The organism is Fibrobacter sp. (assembly GCA_024398965.1).
Taxonomy (GTDB): domain Bacteria; phylum Fibrobacterota; class Fibrobacteria; order Fibrobacterales; family Fibrobacteraceae; genus Fibrobacter.
This window is the reverse complement of the sequence record JAKSIF010000006.1, coordinates 41,018-62,828: the sequence shown is the minus strand read 5'-3', so window position 1 is coordinate 62,828 and position 21,811 is coordinate 41,018. Positions and strand designations below refer to the sequence as shown.

The 21,811-nt window shown below is 49.3% G+C and carries 19 protein-coding genes; 3 read left to right on the top strand and 16 right to left on the bottom strand.

Annotated elements, in window-relative coordinates; all coding sequences use genetic code 11:
- Positions 1 to 59 precede the first annotated feature (59 nt).
- Positions 60 to 1,001, top strand: a complete 942-nt coding sequence (locus MJZ26_04305) for a DMT family transporter (GenBank protein MCQ2104997.1) — start codon at positions 60 to 62, stop codon at positions 999 to 1,001.
- Positions 1,002 to 1,009: 8 nt separating this feature from the next.
- Here MJZ26_04305 and MJZ26_04300 read toward each other — a convergent pair whose 3' ends face one another.
- Positions 1,010 to 1,276: a hypothetical protein gene (locus MJZ26_04300; GenBank protein ID MCQ2104996.1), complete on the bottom strand. Its 267-nt coding sequence runs from the start codon at positions 1,274 to 1,276 to the stop codon at positions 1,010 to 1,012.
- 10 nt (positions 1,277 to 1,286) lie between these two features.
- Entirely contained in the window at positions 1,287 to 2,504 is a 1,218-nt protein-coding gene (locus MJZ26_04295; GenBank protein MCQ2104995.1) for a hypothetical protein, read from the bottom strand.
- A 139-nt stretch (positions 2,505 to 2,643) separates the two neighbouring features.
- Here MJZ26_04295 and MJZ26_04290 point away from each other — a divergent pair, with 139 nt between their 5' ends.
- Positions 2,644 to 3,186 carry a GNAT family N-acetyltransferase gene (locus MJZ26_04290; GenBank protein ID MCQ2104994.1) on the top strand — a complete coding sequence of 181 codons (543 nt, stop codon included), beginning with the start codon at positions 2,644 to 2,646 and terminating at the stop codon, positions 3,184 to 3,186.
- A gap of 56 nt (positions 3,187 to 3,242) precedes the next feature.
- Here MJZ26_04290 and MJZ26_04285 read toward each other — a convergent pair whose 3' ends face one another.
- From MJZ26_04285 to MJZ26_04245, 9 genes are all read right to left on the bottom strand, one after another.
- Complete coding sequence (locus MJZ26_04285; protein MCQ2104993.1) at positions 3,243 to 4,160, bottom strand: hypothetical protein; 918 nt, start codon at positions 4,158 to 4,160, stop codon at positions 3,243 to 3,245.
- 135 nt (positions 4,161 to 4,295) lie between these two features.
- Positions 4,296 to 5,573 (bottom strand): O-acetylhomoserine aminocarboxypropyltransferase/cysteine synthase, encoded by a 1,278-nt coding sequence (locus tag MJZ26_04280; protein ID MCQ2104992.1) that lies wholly within the window; start codon positions 5,571 to 5,573, stop codon positions 4,296 to 4,298.
- A gap of 310 nt (positions 5,574 to 5,883) precedes the next feature.
- Entirely contained in the window at positions 5,884 to 7,047 is a 1,164-nt protein-coding gene (locus tag MJZ26_04275; protein MCQ2104991.1) for a GGDEF domain-containing protein, read from the bottom strand.
- 20 nt (positions 7,048 to 7,067) lie between these two features.
- Positions 7,068 to 7,931 (bottom strand): patatin family protein, encoded by an 864-nt coding sequence (locus MJZ26_04270; GenBank protein ID MCQ2104990.1) that lies wholly within the window; start codon positions 7,929 to 7,931, stop codon positions 7,068 to 7,070.
- A 36-nt stretch (positions 7,932 to 7,967) separates the two neighbouring features.
- On the bottom strand, positions 7,968 to 8,504 hold the full coding sequence (locus MJZ26_04265; protein ID MCQ2104989.1) for an NUDIX domain-containing protein: 537 nt from the start codon (positions 8,502 to 8,504) through the stop codon (positions 7,968 to 7,970).
- A gap of 16 nt (positions 8,505 to 8,520) precedes the next feature.
- Entirely contained in the window at positions 8,521 to 11,109 is a 2,589-nt protein-coding gene (locus tag MJZ26_04260) for an ATP-binding protein (protein MCQ2104988.1), read from the bottom strand.
- A 25-nt stretch (positions 11,110 to 11,134) separates the two neighbouring features.
- Positions 11,135 to 12,229 carry a BMP family ABC transporter substrate-binding protein gene (locus MJZ26_04255; protein ID MCQ2104987.1) on the bottom strand — a complete coding sequence of 365 codons (1,095 nt, stop codon included), beginning with the start codon at positions 12,227 to 12,229 and terminating at the stop codon, positions 11,135 to 11,137.
- Entirely contained in the window at positions 12,219 to 13,313 is a 1,095-nt protein-coding gene (locus MJZ26_04250) for a BMP family ABC transporter substrate-binding protein (protein ID MCQ2104986.1), read from the bottom strand. The genes MJZ26_04255 and MJZ26_04250 overlap by 11 nt, the downstream gene beginning before the upstream one ends.
- Positions 13,310 to 15,865 carry a response regulator gene (locus MJZ26_04245; GenBank protein ID MCQ2104985.1) on the bottom strand — a complete coding sequence of 852 codons (2,556 nt, stop codon included), beginning with the start codon at positions 15,863 to 15,865 and terminating at the stop codon, positions 13,310 to 13,312. Before MJZ26_04245 ends, MJZ26_04250 begins: the two co-directional genes overlap by 4 nt.
- Before the next feature lie 77 nt (positions 15,866 to 15,942).
- Between MJZ26_04245 and MJZ26_04240 the strand changes: the two genes are divergently transcribed.
- Positions 15,943 to 17,037, top strand: coding sequence for a beta-lactamase family protein (locus MJZ26_04240; GenBank protein ID MCQ2104984.1), 1,095 nt, complete (start codon positions 15,943 to 15,945; stop codon positions 17,035 to 17,037).
- A gap of 184 nt (positions 17,038 to 17,221) precedes the next feature.
- Here MJZ26_04240 and MJZ26_04235 read toward each other — a convergent pair whose 3' ends face one another.
- The 5 genes from MJZ26_04235 to rpoN form a co-directional block, all read right to left on the bottom strand.
- Positions 17,222 to 17,686, bottom strand: a complete 465-nt coding sequence (locus MJZ26_04235; protein ID MCQ2104983.1) for a TraR/DksA C4-type zinc finger protein — start codon at positions 17,684 to 17,686, stop codon at positions 17,222 to 17,224.
- A 96-nt stretch (positions 17,687 to 17,782) separates the two neighbouring features.
- Positions 17,783 to 18,697 (bottom strand): MlaD family protein, encoded by a 915-nt coding sequence (locus tag MJZ26_04230; GenBank protein ID MCQ2104982.1) that lies wholly within the window; start codon positions 18,695 to 18,697, stop codon positions 17,783 to 17,785.
- A complete protein-coding gene (gene hprK, locus MJZ26_04225; protein MCQ2104981.1) occupies positions 18,690 to 19,721 on the bottom strand; it encodes an HPr(Ser) kinase/phosphatase in 1,032 nt (343 codons plus the stop codon). Before hprK ends, MJZ26_04230 begins: the two co-directional genes overlap by 8 nt.
- 5 nt (positions 19,722 to 19,726) lie before the next feature.
- Positions 19,727 to 20,044 carry a ribosome-associated translation inhibitor RaiA gene (gene raiA, locus MJZ26_04220; GenBank protein MCQ2104980.1) on the bottom strand — a complete coding sequence of 106 codons (318 nt, stop codon included), beginning with the start codon at positions 20,042 to 20,044 and terminating at the stop codon, positions 19,727 to 19,729.
- Between the two features lie 164 nt (positions 20,045 to 20,208).
- Positions 20,209 to 21,804: an RNA polymerase factor sigma-54 gene (gene rpoN, locus MJZ26_04215; GenBank protein MCQ2104979.1), complete on the bottom strand. Its 1,596-nt coding sequence runs from the start codon at positions 21,802 to 21,804 to the stop codon at positions 20,209 to 20,211.
- Positions 21,805 to 21,811 lie beyond the last annotated feature (7 nt).

Below are 21,811 nucleotides of genomic sequence, written 5' to 3'. Positions count from 1 at the left end.
CACAGGGAGGTAAAAGTGTCACCCCAAATATAATTTTTTTGATTTTTATATTTGAGTTCGTGAAAATCGGCTTAAAAAACTCCTCCGGTTCCATGGCCATCTGGCACATTCTTGCCATTGCAACCATTACTTTCTGGGGAACCAGCTTTGTCAGCACCAAGGTACTGATCAACCACGGCTTTTCCGCGGTGCAGATTTTCACCATCCGCTTCGCAGCCACCTACCTCATGCTCCTGCTGGCTGGGATGCGCCACTTAAGGTTCCGTGCGGACTCCCTGAAAGACGAACTGTTCTTTATTCTTGGCGGCATCACCGGATGCACCATCTACTTCTGGGCAGAAAATACGGCGCTCACCATTTCCCAGAGCAGCAACGTTTCCCTAATCGTGTGTACCAACCCGCTGCTCATCATGCTGGCAGGCATTTTCATCTTTAAGCGAGAAAAACTGCTCCCCCGACAGATTGCAGGATCCCTCATCACCTTTGTGGGAATGATTCTCGTGGTGCTCAATGGAAAGTTCATCCTGAAGCTTTCGCCTGTTGGAGACATGCTGGCCTTCTGCGCCGCTATCGCCTGGACCGTTTACGCCTACAGTACAGAAAAAGTCCGTAGCAAGTATTCCACGCTTTTCGCCATTAGAAAAATCTTCTTCTACGGCTTTTTGACATCCCTACCGATTTTTGCACTGGACTACTTCGGCCTCGGAACCGAAGGACGTTTCGCTGCACACCCCATTCCCTGGGATGCCTTCAAGGAGCCGGTGGTCATCGGCAACTTCCTCTGCCTATGCATTTTCAGCAATCTTTTCGGCTACCTGATTTGGAATAAAGTAATGGATAAGCTGGGAACAGTCCTTGCATCCAACTACATCTACGCACTGCCACTGATTACAATCATCACGGCAGCCCTCACCATCGGCGAACACATTTCAGCGGTGGCCATCGCAGGCGCTGCAGCCATCGTGACCGGCATGGTCATGGCCGAGTACAAAAAGAAATAGAGTCTAGCTTAGAGCACGTACACGGCAAGGCCGTAAGTCAGCGCGGCAAACACAATCGCAAGGCCAATAAATATTCGGGAACAACGAACCGCAATCTTCAACTTCCACCAGGCAAGTCTACGCCGGCCCTTCTTTGTAGAGGCGATTTCAGTCTGGCATTCCAAGCAGATGTTGCCGATCTTATTGCGGGCACGAATTGCCCAAGGGCCTTCCAGAAGACCCATGCCAACACGTTCCTCGAAATCCTTGCCACACTGAATACACTTGCAGTTCATTTTTCATTCCTCATTCTACACAGTCTAAGCAAGCCCATTCCACTACGCCAGAACCTTGATTTCCAAAACGTACTTTTGTATTGACTTCAATATCAATCAAAAAACCAGTACTTCCTGCATTTTTCGTACAACAGCCATCGCAATCCGCATCAGAACACATATCGTAAACAACAGCATCAATTTCATGACCATTTTTACGCAGGCGGAATGTTTTCAGCTTATAGGTTTCCCAGTCCTTTTCGTGAACCGCAATGATATTGTGTTCTGCAACCCATTCAGGAGTTTGCTTGTCATCAAGACCAGCAAACATTCCCGCCCATTCACAGCCATTATATTCAATGCATTCTTCACTACCCTCATCCGGATAGGATTCATACCAAGTCAAGTTCGCCTTATTCCAGGTGACATCGCCATCGCTACTTGACGATACGATAGCCGAATTTTCAGAAACAGTCAACAAATCGTCGCGCATCCATTCGCCATAAGCCAATCCTCTTTCATCCAGACCGCAATTCCACTTGGGACTATCATAACTACGGAAAGAAGCCTCCTGGGATCCAGACATAATGCCATCACAATCTTCCACAAGGAAAGACATTACATTGACCATGTTCGTTACAATACAAGGATCTCCCGTCTGATAGACATTTACAAAATAGACCGTATCCTTGGTGATTTCCTTCAGTACGTGACCCGTGGGCTGATTCACATCATCTTCAAGAACGACATAGTATTTGCAATTTTCCTTAGGTCCTTGCTTATACATTTGAGACCATGTCTTAGGAAAGCACCTTCCTATCTGTTCGTAATCCACAAGACCCTGGATATAGTCGAGGCGAACAAACGAGCCATTAGGTGATTCATACATATCATAGCAAGCGTTTGAATTATACGCCAACACATGTTCATCAAATGACAACTCGCTAGGATCATCCGTAAACTGAGCGATGTAACGTTTAAATGTATAATTGGCAATTTCAGCAGGATTACCTTCATACGTAGGCTTCACTTCATTAAAAACCTTTGTAGAAGAACTGGATTCCACCGAGGAATTTAAATTTGCCGAAGAGCTTGACACAGCAATATTTTCTTCGCTGGAAGAACTTTGGTCAAGAAAGTCAGAAGAGGAACTCTGTTCAATAGGATCGTCAACACTTAAAGAATCTCCGCAGGCTCCCAAAAGAAGCAGAGCTAACGTTGATACAAATTTCGCAGCGCGGTTCATCATACATCTCCTAACCAATTAAAAATAAAACTACATTATTACAAATCAAAATTCAACGGATTATTGCATGATTTTTTCTATTCATAAATATGATGGTAAAAACAACGATGCGAGTAAAAAGTATCGCGTAGAATTTCATCAAATGATGAAGGAATTCTTTGCAAGTCCCGCTGTTTTGCACAACGTTCCTGAAAGTCATTTTGAAAAAACCATTAGCGAACTAGAAAATGGCACGCCCTATTTTGATGTGTACATTTTTGAAGCTGATGGAAAAATTGCAGGCTATGGAGCAGTTACAAAGACATACTCCAATGAAGCTGGCGGACTTTGCTACTGGTTCGACGAAATCTACATCCGTGAGGAGTTCCGCGGACAAGGTCTTGGCAGTGCCTTTATAAAGCAGGTCATTGCAGAAAATCCAGACGTAAAAAGATTCCGCCTAGAAACGGAACCGGAAAATGAAGCTGCGGTTCGCCTGTACAAGAAACTGGGATTTGAGCCTCTGGAGGAACGTCAATTTACGGGACTCACCCTGGGGATTTCCGAAGGTTCCTACGACAAAATCCTTAAGGAACTGGCAGAATGCCGCCACCGCATTATGTCAATCGTCGCAGAGGACAAGCAAATTGATCGCGTCTACCGCGTCAACATGCAAGTGTTCCCCCTGACGGAAAAAATCAAGTAGAACACTGCAATTCGAAAATGCAGAAAATCCCGCGATTGAACGTCGCGGGATTTTTTCTAAAACCAGAAGCCGATGGAGCCGTTGGCTGTCAAGAAGAAGTCATCAAAATCCAGACTGTTCAACACTGTTACGCCTAGGGACACTTTCCAGTGCTCGTTAAGCCACAGGGACGCACCGGCATACTGGCTAAGCACCCACGGATAGATTACAGGTATTCCAAATTCCGCAGAAATTCCGTCCTCATCCTTTATGTCAAAAAATTCCTGGAGATGCGGTTTATACAGATATGGAGAGTATGATAGGGCAAAGTTCTTCACAAAGTATGAGGCAAAAACTCCAAGGCCTGCCCGCCAGAAGGCCCCGTCATCTGTCTCGAAATGCCGTTCCTTGGTCCGTTCGGAACACCGTTCTTCCTTTGAATAAACGTACAGACATTCGTAATAGTCAACCGTCACGTCTCCAATTCCAAAAACTCCCAGTCCCAAGTCTACATAGCCGCCAAATTCAAAGGATTCCTTGTTGACCCCGAAAATAAAGCGACCAAAGGGCTCAGGATCAACCCCCGCAGAAAAACCATAGAACTCAGATGACTTTTTGGTAAGGCGCGTATAGCTTGCAGATAGAGGAAAACGATTTCTTTTATACTTGAAACTCTTGACTTTCGTTTCTTTTATAACGGTGAAATCATTATCGGAACCGCCGTACAAAGGGTCGTAATCGCTGAGCTTAAGTTCCGAATTCTTGACTCCACGCACCTTCATCTCGGCAGATGTGGTGTAATCAAAGCCTACGGAAAAACTGTTGATTGTGGAATTTTCAGGAATGGCCTTTCCTACACCGGCAAAATTCTCCGGCACCCCGATTTCAAAAGAGCCCTTGTTAACGATACCTTGTCTATAAACGGGAGTACCACACCCTACCAGCAGAACAATGAACAACATTGCCAAGGCTATATTGCAAATACGAAATTTCATGAGGACCTCTTTTGAAATATAAACAAAAACTCCCGCGATTGTACGTCGCGGGAGTTTTTTGGAGATCCTATCGGGTGCGCTGCACCCTCCAGGATGACGTTTCGTGCCTCGTGCCTGACGCCTGGTGCCTTGTGCCTACACCTGAGCCAGGGCCTGTTCCAGGTCGGCGATGATATCTTCGATATTTTCGATACCAACGCTGAAGCGGATCAGGTCAGGAGCAACGCCAGCCTCGATGAGCTGTTCGTCGGAAAGCTGGCGGTGGGTATGGCTTGCGGGGTGCAGCACGCAGCTGCGGGCGTCGGCCACATGGGTCACGATGCAGATCAGCTTCAGGGCATCCATGAACTGGATGGACTTGTCGCGGCCACCCTTGATACCGAAGGTGAGCACGCCGCAGGGCAGGCCGCCCTTGAACTGCCTCTGGGCCAAAGCGTAGGAAGCATTGTCTTCGAGACCTGCGTAGTCCACCCAGGCAACCTTCGGATGCTTCTTCAGCCACTTGGCAGCGGCGAGAGCGTTTTCGCAATGACGGGGCATGCGGAGGAACAAGGTTTCAAGGCCAACGTTCAGGAGGAATGCATTCTGCGGGCTCTGAATGGAACCCAGGTCGCGCATGAGCTGCACGGTAGCCTTGGTGATGTAGCAGAGCTTGCCGAAGGCTTCGGTGTAGCGAAGGCCGTGGTAAGACGGATCCGGTTCGGTAAGGCCCGGGAACTTGTCGTGATGGGCTTCCCAGTCGAAGTTACCGCTATCGACCACTGCGCCACCCACAGCCATGGCATGACCGTCCATGTACTTGGTGGTGGAGTGGGTCACGATGTCCACGCCGAATTCAAAAGGACGGCAGAGGATCGGAGTGGGGAAAGTGTTGTCCACGATCATGGGAACGCCATGCTTGTGAGCCAGATCTGCAAAACGCTTCAGGTCCAGAATCTTGCCAGCCGGGTTTGCAACGGTTTCGCCGAAGACGCACTTGGTGTTGGGGCGGAAAGCCTTCTCGACTTCTTCGTCAGAAGCGTCCTGGTCGATGAAGGTGCATTCGATGCCCAGCTTCTTCATGGTAACGCTGAAGAGGTTGCTGGTACCGCCGTAAATTGCGGAAGTGGAAATGAAGTGGTCGCCAGCTTCGCAGATGTTGAACACGGCGTAGAAGTTTGCAGCCTGACCGGAGGAAGTGAGCATGGCACCTACGCCACCTTCCAGCTGGGCGATCTTGGAAGCCACAGCGTCGTTGGTGGGGTTCTGGAGACGAGTATAGAAGTAGCCGGATTCCTTCAGGTCGAACAGGTCAGCCATCTGGGCGGAAGTGTCGTACTTGAAAGTGGTGCTCTGGTAAATGGGGAGAACGCGGGGTTCGCCCTTTTTCGGGGTCCAGCCAGCCTGAACGCACAATGTTTCGAGATTTGCCATGATTTTTCCTTTTTACACTGTTCAGATCCCTCGACGATGCTCGGGATGACATTACATTGCGGGGGTCATCTTGAGCTATACGAAACTAAGAACTTTAGTTCTCAAGTTGAGTTATGCCCTTTGGGTAGGAGAGCGTAGCACAGAGTCGAAAGATCCAAGATATACTTGCATGTCAAAATATAGCTAGACCCTATAGCTTTTTATATAAAAATCCAATACACTAATTAACGATTGTTTAAATAATCACAGCCGATTAAGGTGCAGATTATAAGTAGTAATAAGATTTTTCTATAACCTTGCAGACCTAGGTCTAACGACGGCGACGATCCTGGTCCACATTCTGGGCGTAGTACGTCTTCTTGTCCTCGTACATGCGCTTATCGATTTCATTGATGAACTCATCAACACTGAACTTCTCGAAATTCATCTTGCAGCTTCCCATGGAAACCGTCAGCTTATACGGCGCGCTAGAATTTTGATTGAACTCCTGGAAGGTACGACGGATCTCGGACATGCAGGATGCAATCACACGGTCATCCTGGCTGTTGACAAGGACGATGAACTCATCGCCAGCATAGCGGATAACTGCACCCAGGTCAACCACAACACCGCGCAAGACCTTCGCCGCAGAAACCAAGGCGAGATCACCGACTGCGTGTCCATAGGTATCGTTAATGGACTTAAACCCGTTCAAGTCCAACATGATGCCCGTAACGGACTTGTCCTTCTTCTTCGAATACATCTTGAGAAGATAATCCAGGTAGGACCGGTTATAAAGTCCTGTAAGCGAATCCCTGAAGATCATCTCGTTCTGCAAGCTAGAGAGAATTCCCGCTACAGAAATGGCCAGGCAGACAGAAGTAACAGAAATACCGTAGAACAGGGACTGTACAACGCCGCCCACCATCACCGGCATAGCAAAGACAAACACCGGGAAGAACTTCAGCGCCCCGCCACGGACTCGGCTTCGCAGGTAGATAACCAAGGAATCCAATAGAATCACGTAATTGGCAACCGCAAAGCCAAAGAAGAGAGGCTTTCGCACATACACGTTAGCGTCGGACACGTCAAAGACCATCGGTACAAACAAATTAACAATCAATAAAATCAGGGATAGGGCATGGGTTCCTATAAGGAAAACATGCTGCCTCCGAGAAATACTGCCGTTCAGGTGGATGCAGAAGAAATAGACCCAGGCAATGGCCGCTGATATCTGTGCAAAGAACAGCCAGCTGTTCCCGGCATAAATCAGGAAACGGTAAAAATTCCCGGGCTTTCCATCCACAGCGTAAACAAGGGGATCGACCAGGCAGTTGGTCAAGGAGAAGAACATCAACAGCAGCAGGGAGAAGTTATCCGATGACCGATCACGGAAACGCCAGATATTGCCGACAAAGAGCACGCACAGCAACAACACGCCCAACATGTTGGACACGTTAATGGTGGTCAGATCAAAGCTCGGCGCATTCGTCATACAAAACCCAGTATACCGTTTTACAGCCCCAGGAATTCCTTCAGCCTAGGCATATTGGCCTCCCCATCCTTAAGGCCCATCTTGTAGAGTTCCACAAGCTTACTTGCATCCTTCTCGATGCGGCTGATCTTGAATGGTTCGCTAGGACGGAAGACAAAACTCTTTCCGGCCTTTTCGTTTTCCTTCAGTTTTGCAAGAGCCTCATTGTAGCGGATGTGGCGGGTTGCAGCAGCCTCCACAAACTTCGGGTACTTGCGGTACATCAGCTTGAACAGCGGAATCAGGGAGTTGGGCTTTTTCACATAGCCTTCCTGCTGAGTCAGGATAACCACCTGCTTTTTAAAGCCCTTGCGTTCCATGAATCCAAAGGGAATGCTGTCGCCAATGCCACCATCCAGAAGCTTCATGCCGCGAAGTTCCACGATCTTGCTCATCAGGGGCAGCGATGCAGAAGCACGAACACATTCCAGGCCATCGCCCTTGTCCACTTCCTGTGTCAGCAGGTACTCCGCCTCGCCTGTCTCCAGATTGGTAGCCACGGAGTAGAAGTCGGAAACCTTTGCGTTCTCCTCGAACTTGGCGTAGTCAAAGGGATCGATTTCACGAGGAATGGTAATGTAGCAGAACTCCCTGGGGAAATAGTCACCCGTCTTGATAAGCTGCTTAAAGCCCATGTAGCGCGGATCCTGGGAATGGACCGTATCGATACGCATATTGCGTTCACGCTGTTCCGACATGAAACTGCAAATATGGGTGGCTCCGGCAGAGGTTCCCGCGTAACCGCCAAACTTCAAGCCATTATCGTGCATGACATCCAATACGCCGGAACTGTATGCCCCGCGCATGCCACCACCTTCAAGAACCAGTGCAATATCCTTATACATATTCTACAAACCCGCAATTACATTATTCAAGACAAATTATACAATATTTCCCTTGAGCCACTCAAAATCCTTAGGATGAGATACAAATTTTTGAGGGCACAGTCTATACTTTGTTAAAAACTGATCCCTGGTCATCCATACGAAATCATCCACTTCACCAGGCTGAGGAACCAGCGACGCCGCTTCCTCCGGAGACAAGGTAATGCGATAGACATCGTAGTATTCGTTGTCCAGGTAGGCACCGCCATTCAATACACTTTCGTGTGTCGACTCGAACAGGTATTCCAGATCCCCGGGGCGCTTGGTTACACCCAATTCCTCGCGGAGTTCCCTGACGGCGGCATTCAGGCTACTGTCGCCAGCGGAGATATGGCCAGCGCAACTTGTATCCAAAAGGCCGGGGTTGTTTTCCTTTACTGCAGCACGAAGCTGGAACAGGATACGCTCATCCTTGTCAAAGGCCCAGATATGCACGGTACGGTGCCAGAGGCCTTCGGCATGAACCTTGGTTCGGCCACAGGAGTAGCCACTAAAGTTTCCATCCCTGTTCAAGATATCAATCTGTTCTTCCATAAGTCCTCCTCTCGAATCAAGCCAGGATATCCTTAAGCACCTTCAAGAAGTTGCTGTATTCGCGGATAACATCGCCATGTTTCATCTGGACAAAGTCGTAACGACCTTCCTTGCAGGCAAACTCCAGAGATTTCGCCTTGCCGGAAAGTTCCACCGCCCCGATGGTGAGCGACGTACTCTTCAGGGCATGAACCTCTATACGATACTTCTCAAAATCGCCATCCTTGAGGGCATCTTCCAAAACCGCAATCTTCGAGCTATTGCAATATTCAATCAGCATCTCGCGATAGAACGCTTCGTCATTCATGCAATAGCCCAAGCCCACCTTGACGTCTACAAATCCTGTGGCTGCAAGGTCGGCAAGCCCCTTTGGAACGTCGTCATTCAAGGGCTGCGACTCCGGCACCTGTCCCATCTGGACATGGACGGCAGGCTCGTTTACCAGAGGTCGACTTTCTACCCCATTTCGTATTTCCAGACCCTCTGCAAAAGCTTGCTCTGTCGCCTGCTTGCATTCAACCACAAGATTTCTCGGAAGATACTTCTTGAGCATGACCAGCAGATCGTCTTCGCGAACAGGCTTTGAGAGATAATCCGTAAAGCCAGCCTTGATGTAACCTTCACGTACACCAGTAATGGCGTTTGCCGTAAGCATAATCACCGGAGTCTTCTCGTTGGGATTTCCTACCAGAGTCTTCATCACCTCAAGTGTTTCAATACCATCCATCACAGGCATCATGTGGTCTAGGAAGATGACATCGTAATGCTTGCGCTTGATTCGTTCCAAGGCCTCCATACCATTGTTGGCTTCGTCAATCTGGATTTCGGTATCCTTAAGAAGGCCGCGCATCACGCGGAGGTTCATAGGCACGTCATCAACCACAAGGATATTGGCGTCCGACGCACGGAACTTGTCTCGCACAATTTCGGAAGCCTCTGTATACACCTTGTACTTGGCGTTAAAATCACCCATGGGCGTATGCTTCTTGACAACCTGGGGAATGCAGACCGTAAACGAGGAGCCCTTTCCGTAGATGCTTTCCACTCGAATGACACCGTTCATCAGATCCACAAGATGCTTGGTCAAGTTCAAGCCAAGTCCCGTGCCTTCGATATTCCTGTTGCGTTTTTCTTCAAGACGCTGGAATGTCATGAACAACTTACCCTTGTCCTCTTCGCGAATACCGATGCCCGTATCCTCCACAGAAACGATCAGGTTAATGCTGGATACTTCCTCGGCAGCCAACGGATTGCTGGGAGTTGTCTTTTCGTAGCGGACATTCAGGGTGATGCTTCCGCGTGACGTATACTTTACTGCATTTGACAGCAAGTTGTTTATAATCTGGCGTACACGAACTTCGTCGCCGTACAATTCCGAGGGAATATTCTCATCGACTTTCACTACAAAGTCAAGGGACTTGTCCTTAGCTCGGGAGGCAACCATGTTGTAGCAATCATTCAAAACCGAGAACAGGCTATATTCCACCGGAACAATTTCCATCTTGCCCGATTCAATCTTTGAAATATCCAGGATATCGTTAATCAAGGAAAGCAGGGTATGTCCAGCACTTCGAATGTTGTTGGCATACTCTCTCAATGTCGGGTCCTTGCATTCCTTCAGCAACATGGTGTCCATGCCCAATATGCCATTAATAGGAGTACGAATCTCATGGCTCATGTTTGCAAGGAACTGGCTCTTGGCCTGGCTTGCATTTTCGGCAATGGACTTGGCGCGACGCAAGCTTTCGTTTTCGTCAATCTTTCTCTGGGAAATAACCAGGTAGCCATAGCCTACAACAAAAAGCAGCACCAGCATGCCGAACACCCAGAATATAAGGCGATTGATATTTTCCACGCCCTTGGTTGCCTCATGTTCAGAAACAGCACCGACCAAGGAAAGTCCGGGGAACTTCAAGTCTGCCATAAAGACATAGTAGCCATCGCCATCGACTTTCTCCAGCACAGAGGCCGTAATGGAAGTATTCAATAGTTTCTTAAGCTTGTAGCGGACATCAGAAAAACGTTCAGCCTGCCACAGGGATAACGAGGACAAGGAAGTATCCAGAGCGCCCACCACCTCAATGCCATCCTCGTCACGAATGGAAACGTAGCTATCGTCGTTGTAGCCCCTTAAGCCAAAATAAGCCCTGGCACTGCTGTCGCTATAGAACTTGTAAAGAACATAAAGGACGTTACGATTATGGAACACGGGAACACTAAGCAAGAAGCCTTCGTCCTTCTTGTAGCTTGCAGCAAGGTTTCCACGAGAAGAACGGGTAATACCGGAATAATCCCTTGCAGAAAGATTAAGACTACTGTCTCCACTTACCAGGAACCCCTTCGTGGAGAGCAAGCCATAAGAAACACCCGGTTCCACATCGGCATAGGCCTCTAGAACTTTATGGGCGCTGGAATTGTCAAGTTCAATTTCCTTGGAAATACCCTTCAGAGCCTGTAACTGGATCTCAAACTTTTCATTCACCAAGTCGGCCATAATTGCAGACTGCTTGGATACCTGACTGCACATGTACTCGGTATAAAGAATGTTCAGCTTGGCAAAAAGCAAGAAACCTACAACAACAAAGACCGCACATAAAACGGCCATCAAAAAAATGGTCCGAAAACTAAGGTTATTCTTCATTGAACTTTACTCCCGCCACAAACCAGTTCATTTCTTCGCGCAGCGTCAAATCACTAACAATTTCATCCTTGCCACAACGGATCACACCCGTGTTATCTACAATAGGGCCTACAAACACGTCACGACCAGACAGCAATTCAAGAGTGGCGCTCTGAATCAAAGACCTGGTGGAATCCGAAACAAACTCGGAATAGAAGGCAAGAGAAACTGCATCTTTCTCCAAGCCAAGCCAGTAATTATTTTCGCTGTTCTTCTGCTGTAGATAATCCTGAATAAATTCCTTATAGACCACCTTCCAGTCAGTCACTACGGAAGTAAGCATTTTCTGGGAACGGTCACCCCTCCCCACGTTGTAGCCAACGGAATAGATGTTCATGGATTCCGCGGCATCGATTACATGGGCCTGATTCTGATGGTAAGCCACCAGGTCAACGTTCTCGGAGGCAACAAGCTTTTCCACGGCCCTTGTTTCGGCAGTGGCATCATCCCACGATTTCGTCCAGCTCACAACGACCGTGGCCTCGGGATTCACGCGCCTAACGCCCAGCGTAAAGGCATTGATACCGCGGTTCACCTCGCTATTGTTCATTGCCGCCACATAGCCAATCCGTCCGGTTTTCGTCTGCATACCAGCCACGATACCCGACAGGTACCGCGCCTGGTAAACGCGGGCAAAGAACGCCTTGTAATTGTTGGCAGAAAAACCTCCGGAACAGCAGAAAAACTGTACGTCGGGATGAGTCTTTATAATGTCGGCAACTTCGTCGGGATAGTTGTAGCTGCCAAGAATAATCATCTTGACCCCGGACTGGATCATCTTTTCAATGGCCTTGCCGCAAAGTCCCGAATATTCCGTCACATTCTGCTCCAGCACAAGGTCTACGCCAAGTTCGTCGGTGGCTTGCTTGACGCCTTCATAGTGAATGCGGTTCCAGCCCACCTCATCGATACTGCCCGGCACAATAATACCGATGGTCACCTTATCAACCTTCTTCTCACTGCCGAAAGTGGTGATCAGCACAACAATCACAGCAAGAATCGCCATAAGGAACATGGCAATGGCGGTAATGTGCTTATTGTTCATTTACAACTCCCTCAACATACCAGTCGAAATTATTCAGCATGTCCATATCCGTCATGCTTTCGCCAGACTCGATACGCAAATTCCCGCTGTTATCCTTGATCGGTCCAAAAAACACATCGAACTCACCGCTTTCAAGACGAAGCATTTCCCGTTCGACAACCTTACGCGCCTCCTCGGAGACGTTCTTGGACAAAGGCGCAAGACCGATCATACCGCTTTCTGCGCCAAGCCAGTACTGGTTGCTGACAAACTTATTCTGCAGCACTTCCAAGATTCGAGGCACATAAAAGCGGTCCCATTTCCATACGGGGGCCGTCAGGAATTTCCCTGGATAGCGGGAACCATTGTCCAGGTTGTAACCGATAATCCAGACATCACGTTCCTGCGCCACGTCGTAGGCGGACAGAGCATCAGAATGAACCGTGATTACATCAATTGGATGGCTATCCAGAAGTTCCTTCGTCACCTGGGCCGTGACAACGCTATCTACCCAGGACTTACTCCAGCGAACAAAAACCTTGGCATCGGGATTCACCTTACGAACGCCCAGGGTAAAAGCATTAATACCTCGATTGACTTCGGAAATGTCAAAGGCGGCCACATAGCCAATGTTCCCTGTCTTGGTAGTCAAACCAGCAACGATTCCAGACAGGTATCGCATCTGGTAGATTCGACCGAAGAATGTGGAGAAATTATTGCTGTTCTTGATTCCGGACGCATGAAAGAACTTTACCTCGGGATGTCTTGCAGCCACCTTCAACGCCACCTCGCCAAGCCCGAAGGAATTGCACACGACAACCTTTGCGCCTTCGCTAATCACGCGTTCCATGTCAGATTCCATAACGGAATCGCCAACAGCATTCTCTATGTAGGTAACGTTCAAATTAAGTTCCTTGGCAGCCACCTCCATGCCATTGAAATGCGACTCGCTCCAGCTATGGTCATTTCGGTCGCCATTCATGAACATGACCACCTTGGTCTTGTTCAAGGTCACGTTGGTTTCTCTCTTCTGGACTTCGGTAAAAAGCATTCCTCCAAGAATCAAGGCTACCACAATCGCGGCGATAACACCTACTATTCTCATAAGTCGTTCAATCCTTTTCTAAGCTCGGAAATTAACGATTCGTATACACCAAGCAATTCTGCATGATGTTCCTGGATGTAATCAAATCTCTGGTCCTTGCAGGCAAGGTCGATATTCTTCGCAATCTCGTACACATTCTCGGCCCCGATGGTCAAAGACATTCCCTTAAGGGAGTGAACAAGAATCTGGTAATTTTTCCAGTCCCTACGTTCAAAGGTACTCCGGATGGACTTGGACTTTTCATCATTGACATACTCGCCAAGCATTTCAATGTAGAACGATTCGTCATTAGCGCAATACTCAAGTCCTACACTGACATTCAGGCAACGGCGGAAAACAGCAATACGTTCCGCAGGGGACACCGTTACCGTTTTCAACTCAATTTCCTGAGATTCCTCCTTAACGGGAGTTTCCTTCTTGACCTCAATATCTGCCAAGTCGTCCTGGGTCAGCACCTGATCCTTAGGCAGATGCCACTTCAGCAAGCGAACAAGGTCGCGCTCCTTGAGGGGCTTCGGAATATAATCCGCAAAGCCGGCGTTCAGGAACGATTTCGTCGAATCCTCCCCATTGCCTGCAGTAAACATGATTACCGGAGTTTCCTGATTGGGCGAATCCTTCAGGGCCTTGATGCGTTCCAACGTTTCAAAGCCGTCCATGGCAGGCATCATCTGGTCTAGGAATATAATGTTATAACGACGGTTCTGGATAAGTTCCAGGGCGCGGGCTCCATTCAACGCCGTATCGATCTGAGCCTTGGAATCCTTCAGCAGACCACAGAAAACCTTCAAGTTCATTTCCATGTCATCCACCACAAGAATACGGACACCAGGAATAAAGATCTTCTCGGCAAAGCCGTTGTCAATACCCGTGGCAATCTTGTACTTAGTGGCAAAATCACCCATAGGTTCCACATTCAGAACCTGCTGAGGAATGGAGAGGGTGGTGGTGGTACCTTCCCCATACTTATGATTCACGGTGCAATCCCCGCCATAGGCAGACATCAGCATCTTGGTCAGATTCGCTCCCAAGCCAAGTCCGTTCCCTTCAGATCGTGCGGCACCAAGGCCAGAATCCTTCACCGTAATATTCAGCATCACACTCTCGCCCGTGGCAAGCCCAAGAATATTAGGCATGGGCGAATAATCCACCATTACCTGGACACCGCCTATTTCCGTATGCTCCACGGCATCCATCAAAACATTATTCAACGCCTGGCGCAAGCGGCTCCTGTCACCCCAGATACTCGAAGGAATGGACGGATTGCAGTCGATGCTCAATCTCAGGTTTTTGGCGGCAGCCTTCGCGGAAACAGAATCAAAACAATCCTTCAGCACAGAGAACAAGTCGTATTCCATCTCGCTCAGCTTGAGCGCTCCACCTTCTATTCGGGCATAGTCCTGCACGTCGTTAATAACAGAAAGCAACCCGTTGCCAACGCTCCTTATGTTCGCGCCATAATCCGAAATGGATTTTTCACGGGAACTTTTTTGAATAATGGAGGATAGCCCAACAATTCCGCTGACAGGTCCCCTCAGCTCGTTACAGATGTTTCCCAGGAACAGAAGTTTTGAACGATTGCCTCGTTCAGCCTTGATACAAATGCGATAAAGAATGGTGACCACAACGAAAGAGAAAACGAAAAGAAGTATCATCACCAGGATATTCTGCAGGAAAAATCCTCTATCCCTTCCGCTTACCAGTGAACGATCCACAAGGCGTACCATGTACCAGTAATTCAAAATAGGTTCTACATATACCGTATATTTTCGGGAATCAAGAATAAAGTCGAAACTTCCAAGTTCCACCTGAATAATCTTACGTGCAAGCGCTTCCTTTTCGCTGCCCCAGAAAAGGGACGACAAGTAGCCAACACCCTGGTCGGAAACATTGGAGTGGGATACAACAAGCCCACTCTTGCTCATGATAAACCACTGGTCGTTTTCGAACTCAACCTTGGTAACGCGGGTTTTAACCTTATCCAGCAAAATGTTGAACACAAGAACGCTTTTCTTGTCGGCCAGCCTCTTGCATACAGACACCACGGGCACACCGTACTTGGCATCTGTATAGGTCGGAACAATGGCAATCTCACCACGTTGCTTGAAAGCCTCGCTATACCACGGTCGCCTCGTTGGATCATAGGATACGTCCGACTGCCAGTTCAAAGGGTCGACCAATCGATCGTTGATATAGGCGAACAATCCTCTGAAATTGGGATGATTCTCGCTTACATGGCGTTCCGTTTCCTTAAGCAGCAAAGCCTCCACCTCGGCGGCGGCAGCACCTCTCTCCATCATTTCATCAATACGTAAACTCGTTGCTTCCAGGAATTGAATTCCCTCCTGCAATACGTTTTCCACACTGGCGGCATCCCGCTGGGTAACGGATTCCGCCACCTTAGCGGCACCCCTAAACAAAAGGTTCTTGTAGGATTTGTATGTATTGAATACAATCAAAACAAGGCCAACAGAAAAAATCGCCACGAACGTGACGTACAAGATCATGGAGCCTTGTTTCTTCAAGGTTTTGAGACGGTTTGTTTCTGGCATACTTATTAAACTACACTACTGATACAAAATATAAGATAATGGCTTCCGCCTCATTTCCAGTTTGCTATTTTCCTTATATGAATTTCAACCAGGAAAAAATCAGCAGCCTCATGCAGGAAGCCCTCCGACAAGGGATTTTCAACAAAGCCGTGGCAGGCTTTATTCTCCCCGACGGAAGCACACGAATGGAAGCCCTCGGAACCCCCGAGGACACGGTTTTTGACATAGCCTCACTGACCAAGGTTTGCCCCACGTCGACACTTGCCCTCAGTTATATTCTAGAAGGAAAGCTCTCCGTCGATACCAAGGTCATCGACTATATTCCTGAATTACAGACAAACTACCGCGAAGACATCAAGGTGTTCCATCTGCTGACCCACAGCCTGGACTACCGCGTGCCCATGAAGACCTTGCGGGAACTTCCGCCGGAGGGGATTCTTGACGCCTTGTATAGATACCAGTTCAATGCCGCGCCAGGCGCACAGTTCAACTACGGTAATCCGGCAAGCGTGCTGCTGGGCATGATCCTCTGCCGCCTTACGGGCAAGAGCCTGCAGGAGCAAGGTTACGAGCGTTTCTTCAAGCCTCTCGGAATGACCCGCTCCGGCTGGGACCCGCTAATTCGAGATGTAAACCCGATTCCCAGGGAAGAAATTAGCCCTACCGAAATCTGCGGCTTCCGCGGTCGCGAAATCCAGGGCGAAATTCACGACGAAAGCGCCTGGGTTTTGCGTAAGCTTTTTCCGGTAGGTAGCGCAGGCATGTTCAGTTGCGTTCCCGACCTTCTAAAGTTCGTCCAGATGATGTTAAACGACGGCATCAACGTAAATGCCCCCGAAGGCGCTAGCAACAGGAGAGTCGCTCCCGCAGGCATTCTCCAACTGGCTAGCGTCAACGCTTTCACCAACCCAACCTACGGCAACTGCCCTGCAGGCGCCGCTGGCGACTGCACCGCCCTAGGCTGGGAACTGAACGCAGCCAAGTTCATGGGAACCAAGGTCTCCCCCAGGACCTTCGGAAAAACAGGCTTTACCGGGGCAAGCATCGTCGCCGACCCAGACAAGGGGGCCGCCGTGGTATTGCTAAGCAACTTCACCTATCCCCATAGGGAACCCAACGCAGACCGCATCCACGCCTTCCGTGCCCAGCTGGCCGACGCCTTCTTCGGGTAGGAACACGCCCTAAGTCAGGCCCATTTCCTCCGGCATTCGCACGATAAAAAAATCCCCCCGCGGACTCTATCCGCGGGGGATTTTTCGCACCTGCCAGGCCGAACACTCTACGGCCTCTCAGCGATGCGACACCCAAATTCTATCGCAAGAGAATCGTTTCTCCCCTGCTTCGCATAAAGAAGAATTACTTCTTCTTGCTGAGCATTTCTTTACGCTGGGCTTCGGCAAGCATGCGGGCCATTTCAAGACGGTTGTCTTCACGTTCCTTACGCTTGGTTTCTTCCTTACAGTTGACGCACTTGGTTGCGGTCGGCACTGCCATCAGACGAGCCTTGGGAATCAGCTGGCCACAAACCTTACAGATACCGAAGGTACCCTTCTTGATGCGCTTGAGGGCTTCTTCCAGGTAAACAAGGTACTTGCCTTCGCGAGCAGCCAAGGAGAAGTTGGTTTCGAGAGCGTTATAGTCGGTTGCAAGGTCTGCGCTATTGGTGTCGCCACCATCGCCTGCCTGCACCTGGCTCTTGAAAGTTTCAGCCTTTTCGGATTCGCTCTGGGCTGTTACCAATTCGCGGCGTTTTTCAATCAGCATATCCTCAAAGAACTTGAGATCAGCGTCGCTCATTTTTACAGGTTTCTTTTCAGCCATGGTTACTCCTTGGTTGTGTTAAACTCTACAATATGATGAGATAATAAGTTTTTTTTTACAAAAGCGGACAAACTTTTTTCACAAATTAAAAATTTGTTAGAAAATATCCACATTGAAACGTACACCGTTCTTTTTCATGTCGTCCACAAGGGCCTTTACGTCCTTAATAAGTTTGTCAAACTCTTGAGAAAATTCTTCGCCGTTAAGAACCGCACCCGCGGTATTATCGTCTTTGCCAAGGGGGTCGGCAAGGACTACGGCACGGTTCTTCAGTTCCTCGACCTTGGAAAGCAACGGATTGACACGTTCCAGGAGAGCGGCCACCTCGTCTACCTTGGGGCCAGCCTTACTGCTTACGTCTTCCAAAACGGACCTGGCCTTTTTCAGGGATCCGTCAAGGTTGTCAAGCACCTGGCTTGCATCGTCAAGCCAAGACTTTACATCGGACTGGGCCAGGTTTACAATGTTCTTTCCCTTGGAGATAACACGGTCAAGCCTCTTTCGGCTGTCGCCATAGCTCAGGGAATCCAAAACCGCATTCACAGTATCCATGATAACATCGAAATCCTGCAGAGCCGCGTTCAAATTCTTCATCACACCGGAGGTGCCTTCGTCATAGTGACCGATTACGGTATCGCCCGGGTGAATCAGCTGGTCGCTGTCCCCAGTCAAAATGCACATCTCACGTTCGCCCATCAGGCCGGAGTTAATCAAGCGGTACTCTGAATTTACAGGAATCTTGGTATCCGCAAGGACCTCCGCAGTCACAAAAACTGCGTCGTCCGTCAGTTCCACCTTAAGGATCTGCCCCTTGGCAATGCCACGGACTTCCACCCGGTTTCCGGGGCTCAAGGTACCGATAGCCTCGTAGGATACCACAAAGGAATACCGTTCGTGATAGGGACTGGCCGGATGCAGGAAATACCATGCAGCACAACAGGAAAACGCCAGTATCGCGAACACGATACTGGGTAAAAGGTTTTCCTTGACCAGTTTTGCGAATCTATTCATAGTAGGACCAATGCTGTGGATCAAAATCTAATAAATCATCCACATATTCGCCCTTGGCCTTGGCCTTAATCTTCTGCATTAAGGAGGTATTGAAGTCTTCTGCCACGTTCTGACCGTTCATTTTCATGAGGGTATTCATGGCAATGACTTCGGAAATCACCGTCAGGTTCTTGCCCGGAGCCACGGGAATCACGATTTTAGGGATCTTGACCCCCATGATTTCCTCGTCCTGGGTGTTGAGGCCCGTACGGTCGTAACCCCCATCCTGACGCCACTGCTGCAGTTCCACGATAGTCTCGATCTTCTTCTGCTTACGGATAGCGTGGATTCCGAACATGGAGCGGATATCAAGGATACCCACGCCTCGGATTTCCATATGGTGCTTGATCAAGGGATCGGGGCGGCCAATGATGGACTTTCCCACGTGACTGATATGGACCACGTCGTCGGCAACCATGCGGTGACCACTTTCCACAAGGTCCAGCACGCATTCGGACTTGCCCACGTTACTGTCGCCAATAAAGAGCATGCCGATACCGTAAACGTCCACAAGGCTTCCGTGAATCACGGCATGGGGAGCAAAGAACTCCTCCAGGATTCGCTGGGCCAGCTTGACAAATTCGTAAGTGTGGAGCGTCGTAGAGAACAGAGGAATTCCTAGACGTTCACACATGTCCCTCAGCTCCGGATGAGGCATCTGGGCATGGGTCACAACCCACATGGGAGCCTTGAACTGAGACAGGTCCTCGAAGACCTTGGCTCGACCCTCAGGACCGATGGATTCCAGATAGTTCCATTCCGTATGGCCAACCACCTGAATCTGCTGGGAACTGTAAACCTTGGTATAGCCGGCCATAGCAAGGCCGGGTCGATGGATACCGCTCTCGGCGATCTGGGCATCCAGCGTATTGTCGGAGGAATGGCAAGCCATCTGCAGGTCCTTGCCATAACGACAAAAAAAGTCCCGCACCAGGAGACTATCCCGGTGCAGGATTTTCAGATCTTTCAATCTAGATTCAGCCATCTTGATTATACGACTTCAGAGACGGGCTGGGCACGATGATCGTTCTGCTTTTCGTTTGCCTTCTTCAACTGGGTCTTGATGCGTTCGAGGGTAACATCAACAGCCTTACCCATGTTTTCTTCGTCTGCGGAAGCTACAACCTGAGAACCGGTAATGTTCACGGTGATTTCGCAGTGACGCTGGTGTTCCACTTCATGATCAAGGATGACGGAGGCGCTGGTAATGTTCGGGTAGAACTTTGCGAGTTTGTCCATTTCTTCCTGAATACGATCCTGAAGGCCAGCAGAAGCATTGAAGTGACGAGCAGAGAACTGAATTTCCATAGTAATATCCTCCGTAGAAAAAAGGTTTCGATTCGAGGCTTTGTCAGCCTCACGTTTAGAGTATATACATCTTTTTTCGAATAAAGAACAACTTTATTTCAATTTTTTTAGGCACAACGATATTCCAACTTGGAACACGCGTTTTATGCCTAAAAATTGGGAAATCAGCGTTTTCTTTGGCTTGCAGTCAAAATATGCAGATTATTTTCGCGATACTTGGCCACCGTACGGCGAGCAACCTTCACGCCCTGTTCTGCAAGCTTGTCTGAAATAGCCTGGTCGGAGAGAGGCTTCTTCTTGTCTTCCTCATCGATCATCTTCTTGATGGCATCGATAATTTGGGCGGAGCCAACCTCCTCGGCATCGGGAGCGGAACCCTGCTTAACACCGGAGGTAAAGAAACGCTTCAGCTCGTACACGCCAAAGGGAGTATCCACGAACTTGCCGTTGGTAACACGGTTCACCGTACTTACGTCGCGCTTTACATCGTCGGCAATGTCCTGCAACACCATGGGCTTGAGGAAAGCGGGGCCCTGGGAGAAGAAGGCCTTCTGACGTTTCAAGATGGCCTGCATCACAAGCTCCATGGTGGAGTAGCGGTTGTCCACCGCCTTCATGAATTCCACGGCCTTGTTCAAGTGAGTGCGAACGTAATCCTTGTCGCTCTTGGATGCGTTCTTGTCGTCGAGAATGGACTTGTAAGTCTGATTGATTCGAAGTCGCTTCTGGAGGGATGAACGAACGGCCTCCACGGTAAAGCGTCCCTTCTTCTCTACAATCTTGAGATCGGCGGAAATGGTCTGCAGGCGGGCATTGGACAGCTGGAAGCCCGGATGGGGATTGAGCCTTGCAAAACTTGCCACCGCCTTCTGCACTTCCTCGGTAGAAGCGCCAAGAGATTTTCCGATCTTGGCATAACGCAGGGCCAGAAGATCCTCGTAGCAGTTCTCCAGAATCTTGATGCCAAGAGTCGGGAAGCCCGGCATGGCGTAGGCCTGAATCAGGAAGCATTCCCGCTGGTCACGGGCGCCAATTCCCTTCGGGTTGAAACCCTGCAGAACATGGACCGCTTCCCGAACGGGAATTGAACAGGAGTCCAGCTCCTGTTCGGCACGGAGCATGGCCTCGATTTCGTTAATGTATTCATCGTGAGACAGCTGGATAGGGGCCTGCTCCGGGCCCGCGCCCTGCAAGAAGCCCTCCTCGCTGACAGAGTCAATGAGGTATTCCACCAGAGCACGGAAACGACGTTCAGAGCAGCCGCATTCCGCAAGCTGTTCCAGAAGTTCGCGGGTACCAGACCAGAGCATCAGCTGGTCGCGCAAGTTATCCTGCAGAGACTTGCCCACATCCTTCAGAGGGCGGTCCCATTCGTCTTCCGCGTCGGTGGATCTTTCGTTCAGATCCTTGAAAGGAGCGTCGTCATTGTTTCCGTTTTCCAAAAAACGGTCGAAGTTAAAGTCAAGGAGGGAATCGCCGTCCTGGTAACGCTCATCCATGTCGCGATCGTCAACGTCCCGCATGTCGGAGCCGGAATCCGCCGGGTTATCCTCGTTGTTTTCGCTGTATTCGTCAGACTCACGGCTTTCATCGGGAACGCTTTCATCCAGCTCCAGCAGGGGATTGCTTTCCAGCTCATCCTTGATGGCGGTCTCCAATTCAAGAGACGTCTTTTGCAGGATATTAACGGACTGCAAAAGCTGGGGCGATAAAGTCTGCTCCAGACGCTGGCTAGTACCTATGTTGATTCCTAAATCCATCTTGACC

Coding starts and splice junctions, on each gene's coding strand:
- MJZ26_04300 (MCQ2104996.1), bottom strand. CDS start 1,276: ATGAACTGCAAGTGTATTCAGTGTGGCAAGGATTTCGAGGAACGTGTT.
- MJZ26_04295 (MCQ2104995.1), bottom strand. CDS start 2,504: ATGATGAACCGCGCTGCGAAATTTGTATCAACGTTAGCTCTGCTTCTT.
- MJZ26_04290 (MCQ2104994.1), top strand. CDS start 2,644: ATGATGAAGGAATTCTTTGCAAGTCCCGCTGTTTTGCACAACGTTCCT.
- MJZ26_04285 (MCQ2104993.1), bottom strand. CDS start 4,160: ATGAAATTTCGTATTTGCAATATAGCCTTGGCAATGTTGTTCATTGTT.
- MJZ26_04280 (MCQ2104992.1), bottom strand. CDS start 5,573: ATGGCAAATCTCGAAACATTGTGCGTTCAGGCTGGCTGGACCCCGAAA.
- MJZ26_04275 (MCQ2104991.1), bottom strand. CDS start 7,047: ATGACGAATGCGCCGAGCTTTGATCTGACCACCATTAACGTGTCCAAC.
- MJZ26_04270 (MCQ2104990.1), bottom strand. CDS start 7,931: ATGTATAAGGATATTGCACTGGTTCTTGAAGGTGGTGGCATGCGCGGG.
- MJZ26_04265 (MCQ2104989.1), bottom strand. CDS start 8,504: ATGGAAGAACAGATTGATATCTTGAACAGGGATGGAAACTTTAGTGGC.
- MJZ26_04260 (MCQ2104988.1), bottom strand. CDS start 11,109: ATGGCCGTTTTATGTGCGGTCTTTGTTGTTGTAGGTTTCTTGCTTTTT.
- MJZ26_04255 (MCQ2104987.1), bottom strand. CDS start 12,229: ATGAACAATAAGCACATTACCGCCATTGCCATGTTCCTTATGGCGATT.
- MJZ26_04250 (MCQ2104986.1), bottom strand. CDS start 13,313: ATGAGAATAGTAGGTGTTATCGCCGCGATTGTGGTAGCCTTGATTCTT.
- MJZ26_04245 (MCQ2104985.1), bottom strand. CDS start 15,865: ATGCCAGAAACAAACCGTCTCAAAACCTTGAAGAAACAAGGCTCCATG.
- MJZ26_04240 (MCQ2104984.1), top strand. CDS start 15,943: ATGAATTTCAACCAGGAAAAAATCAGCAGCCTCATGCAGGAAGCCCTC.
- MJZ26_04235 (MCQ2104983.1), bottom strand. CDS start 17,686: ATGGCTGAAAAGAAACCTGTAAAAATGAGCGACGCTGATCTCAAGTTC.
- MJZ26_04230 (MCQ2104982.1), bottom strand. CDS start 18,697: ATGAATAGATTCGCAAAACTGGTCAAGGAAAACCTTTTACCCAGTATC.
- hprK (MCQ2104981.1), bottom strand. CDS start 19,721: ATGGCTGAATCTAGATTGAAAGATCTGAAAATCCTGCACCGGGATAGT.
- raiA (MCQ2104980.1), bottom strand. CDS start 20,044: ATGGAAATTCAGTTCTCTGCTCGTCACTTCAATGCTTCTGCTGGCCTT.
- rpoN (MCQ2104979.1), bottom strand. CDS start 21,804: ATGGATTTAGGAATCAACATAGGTACTAGCCAGCGTCTGGAGCAGACT.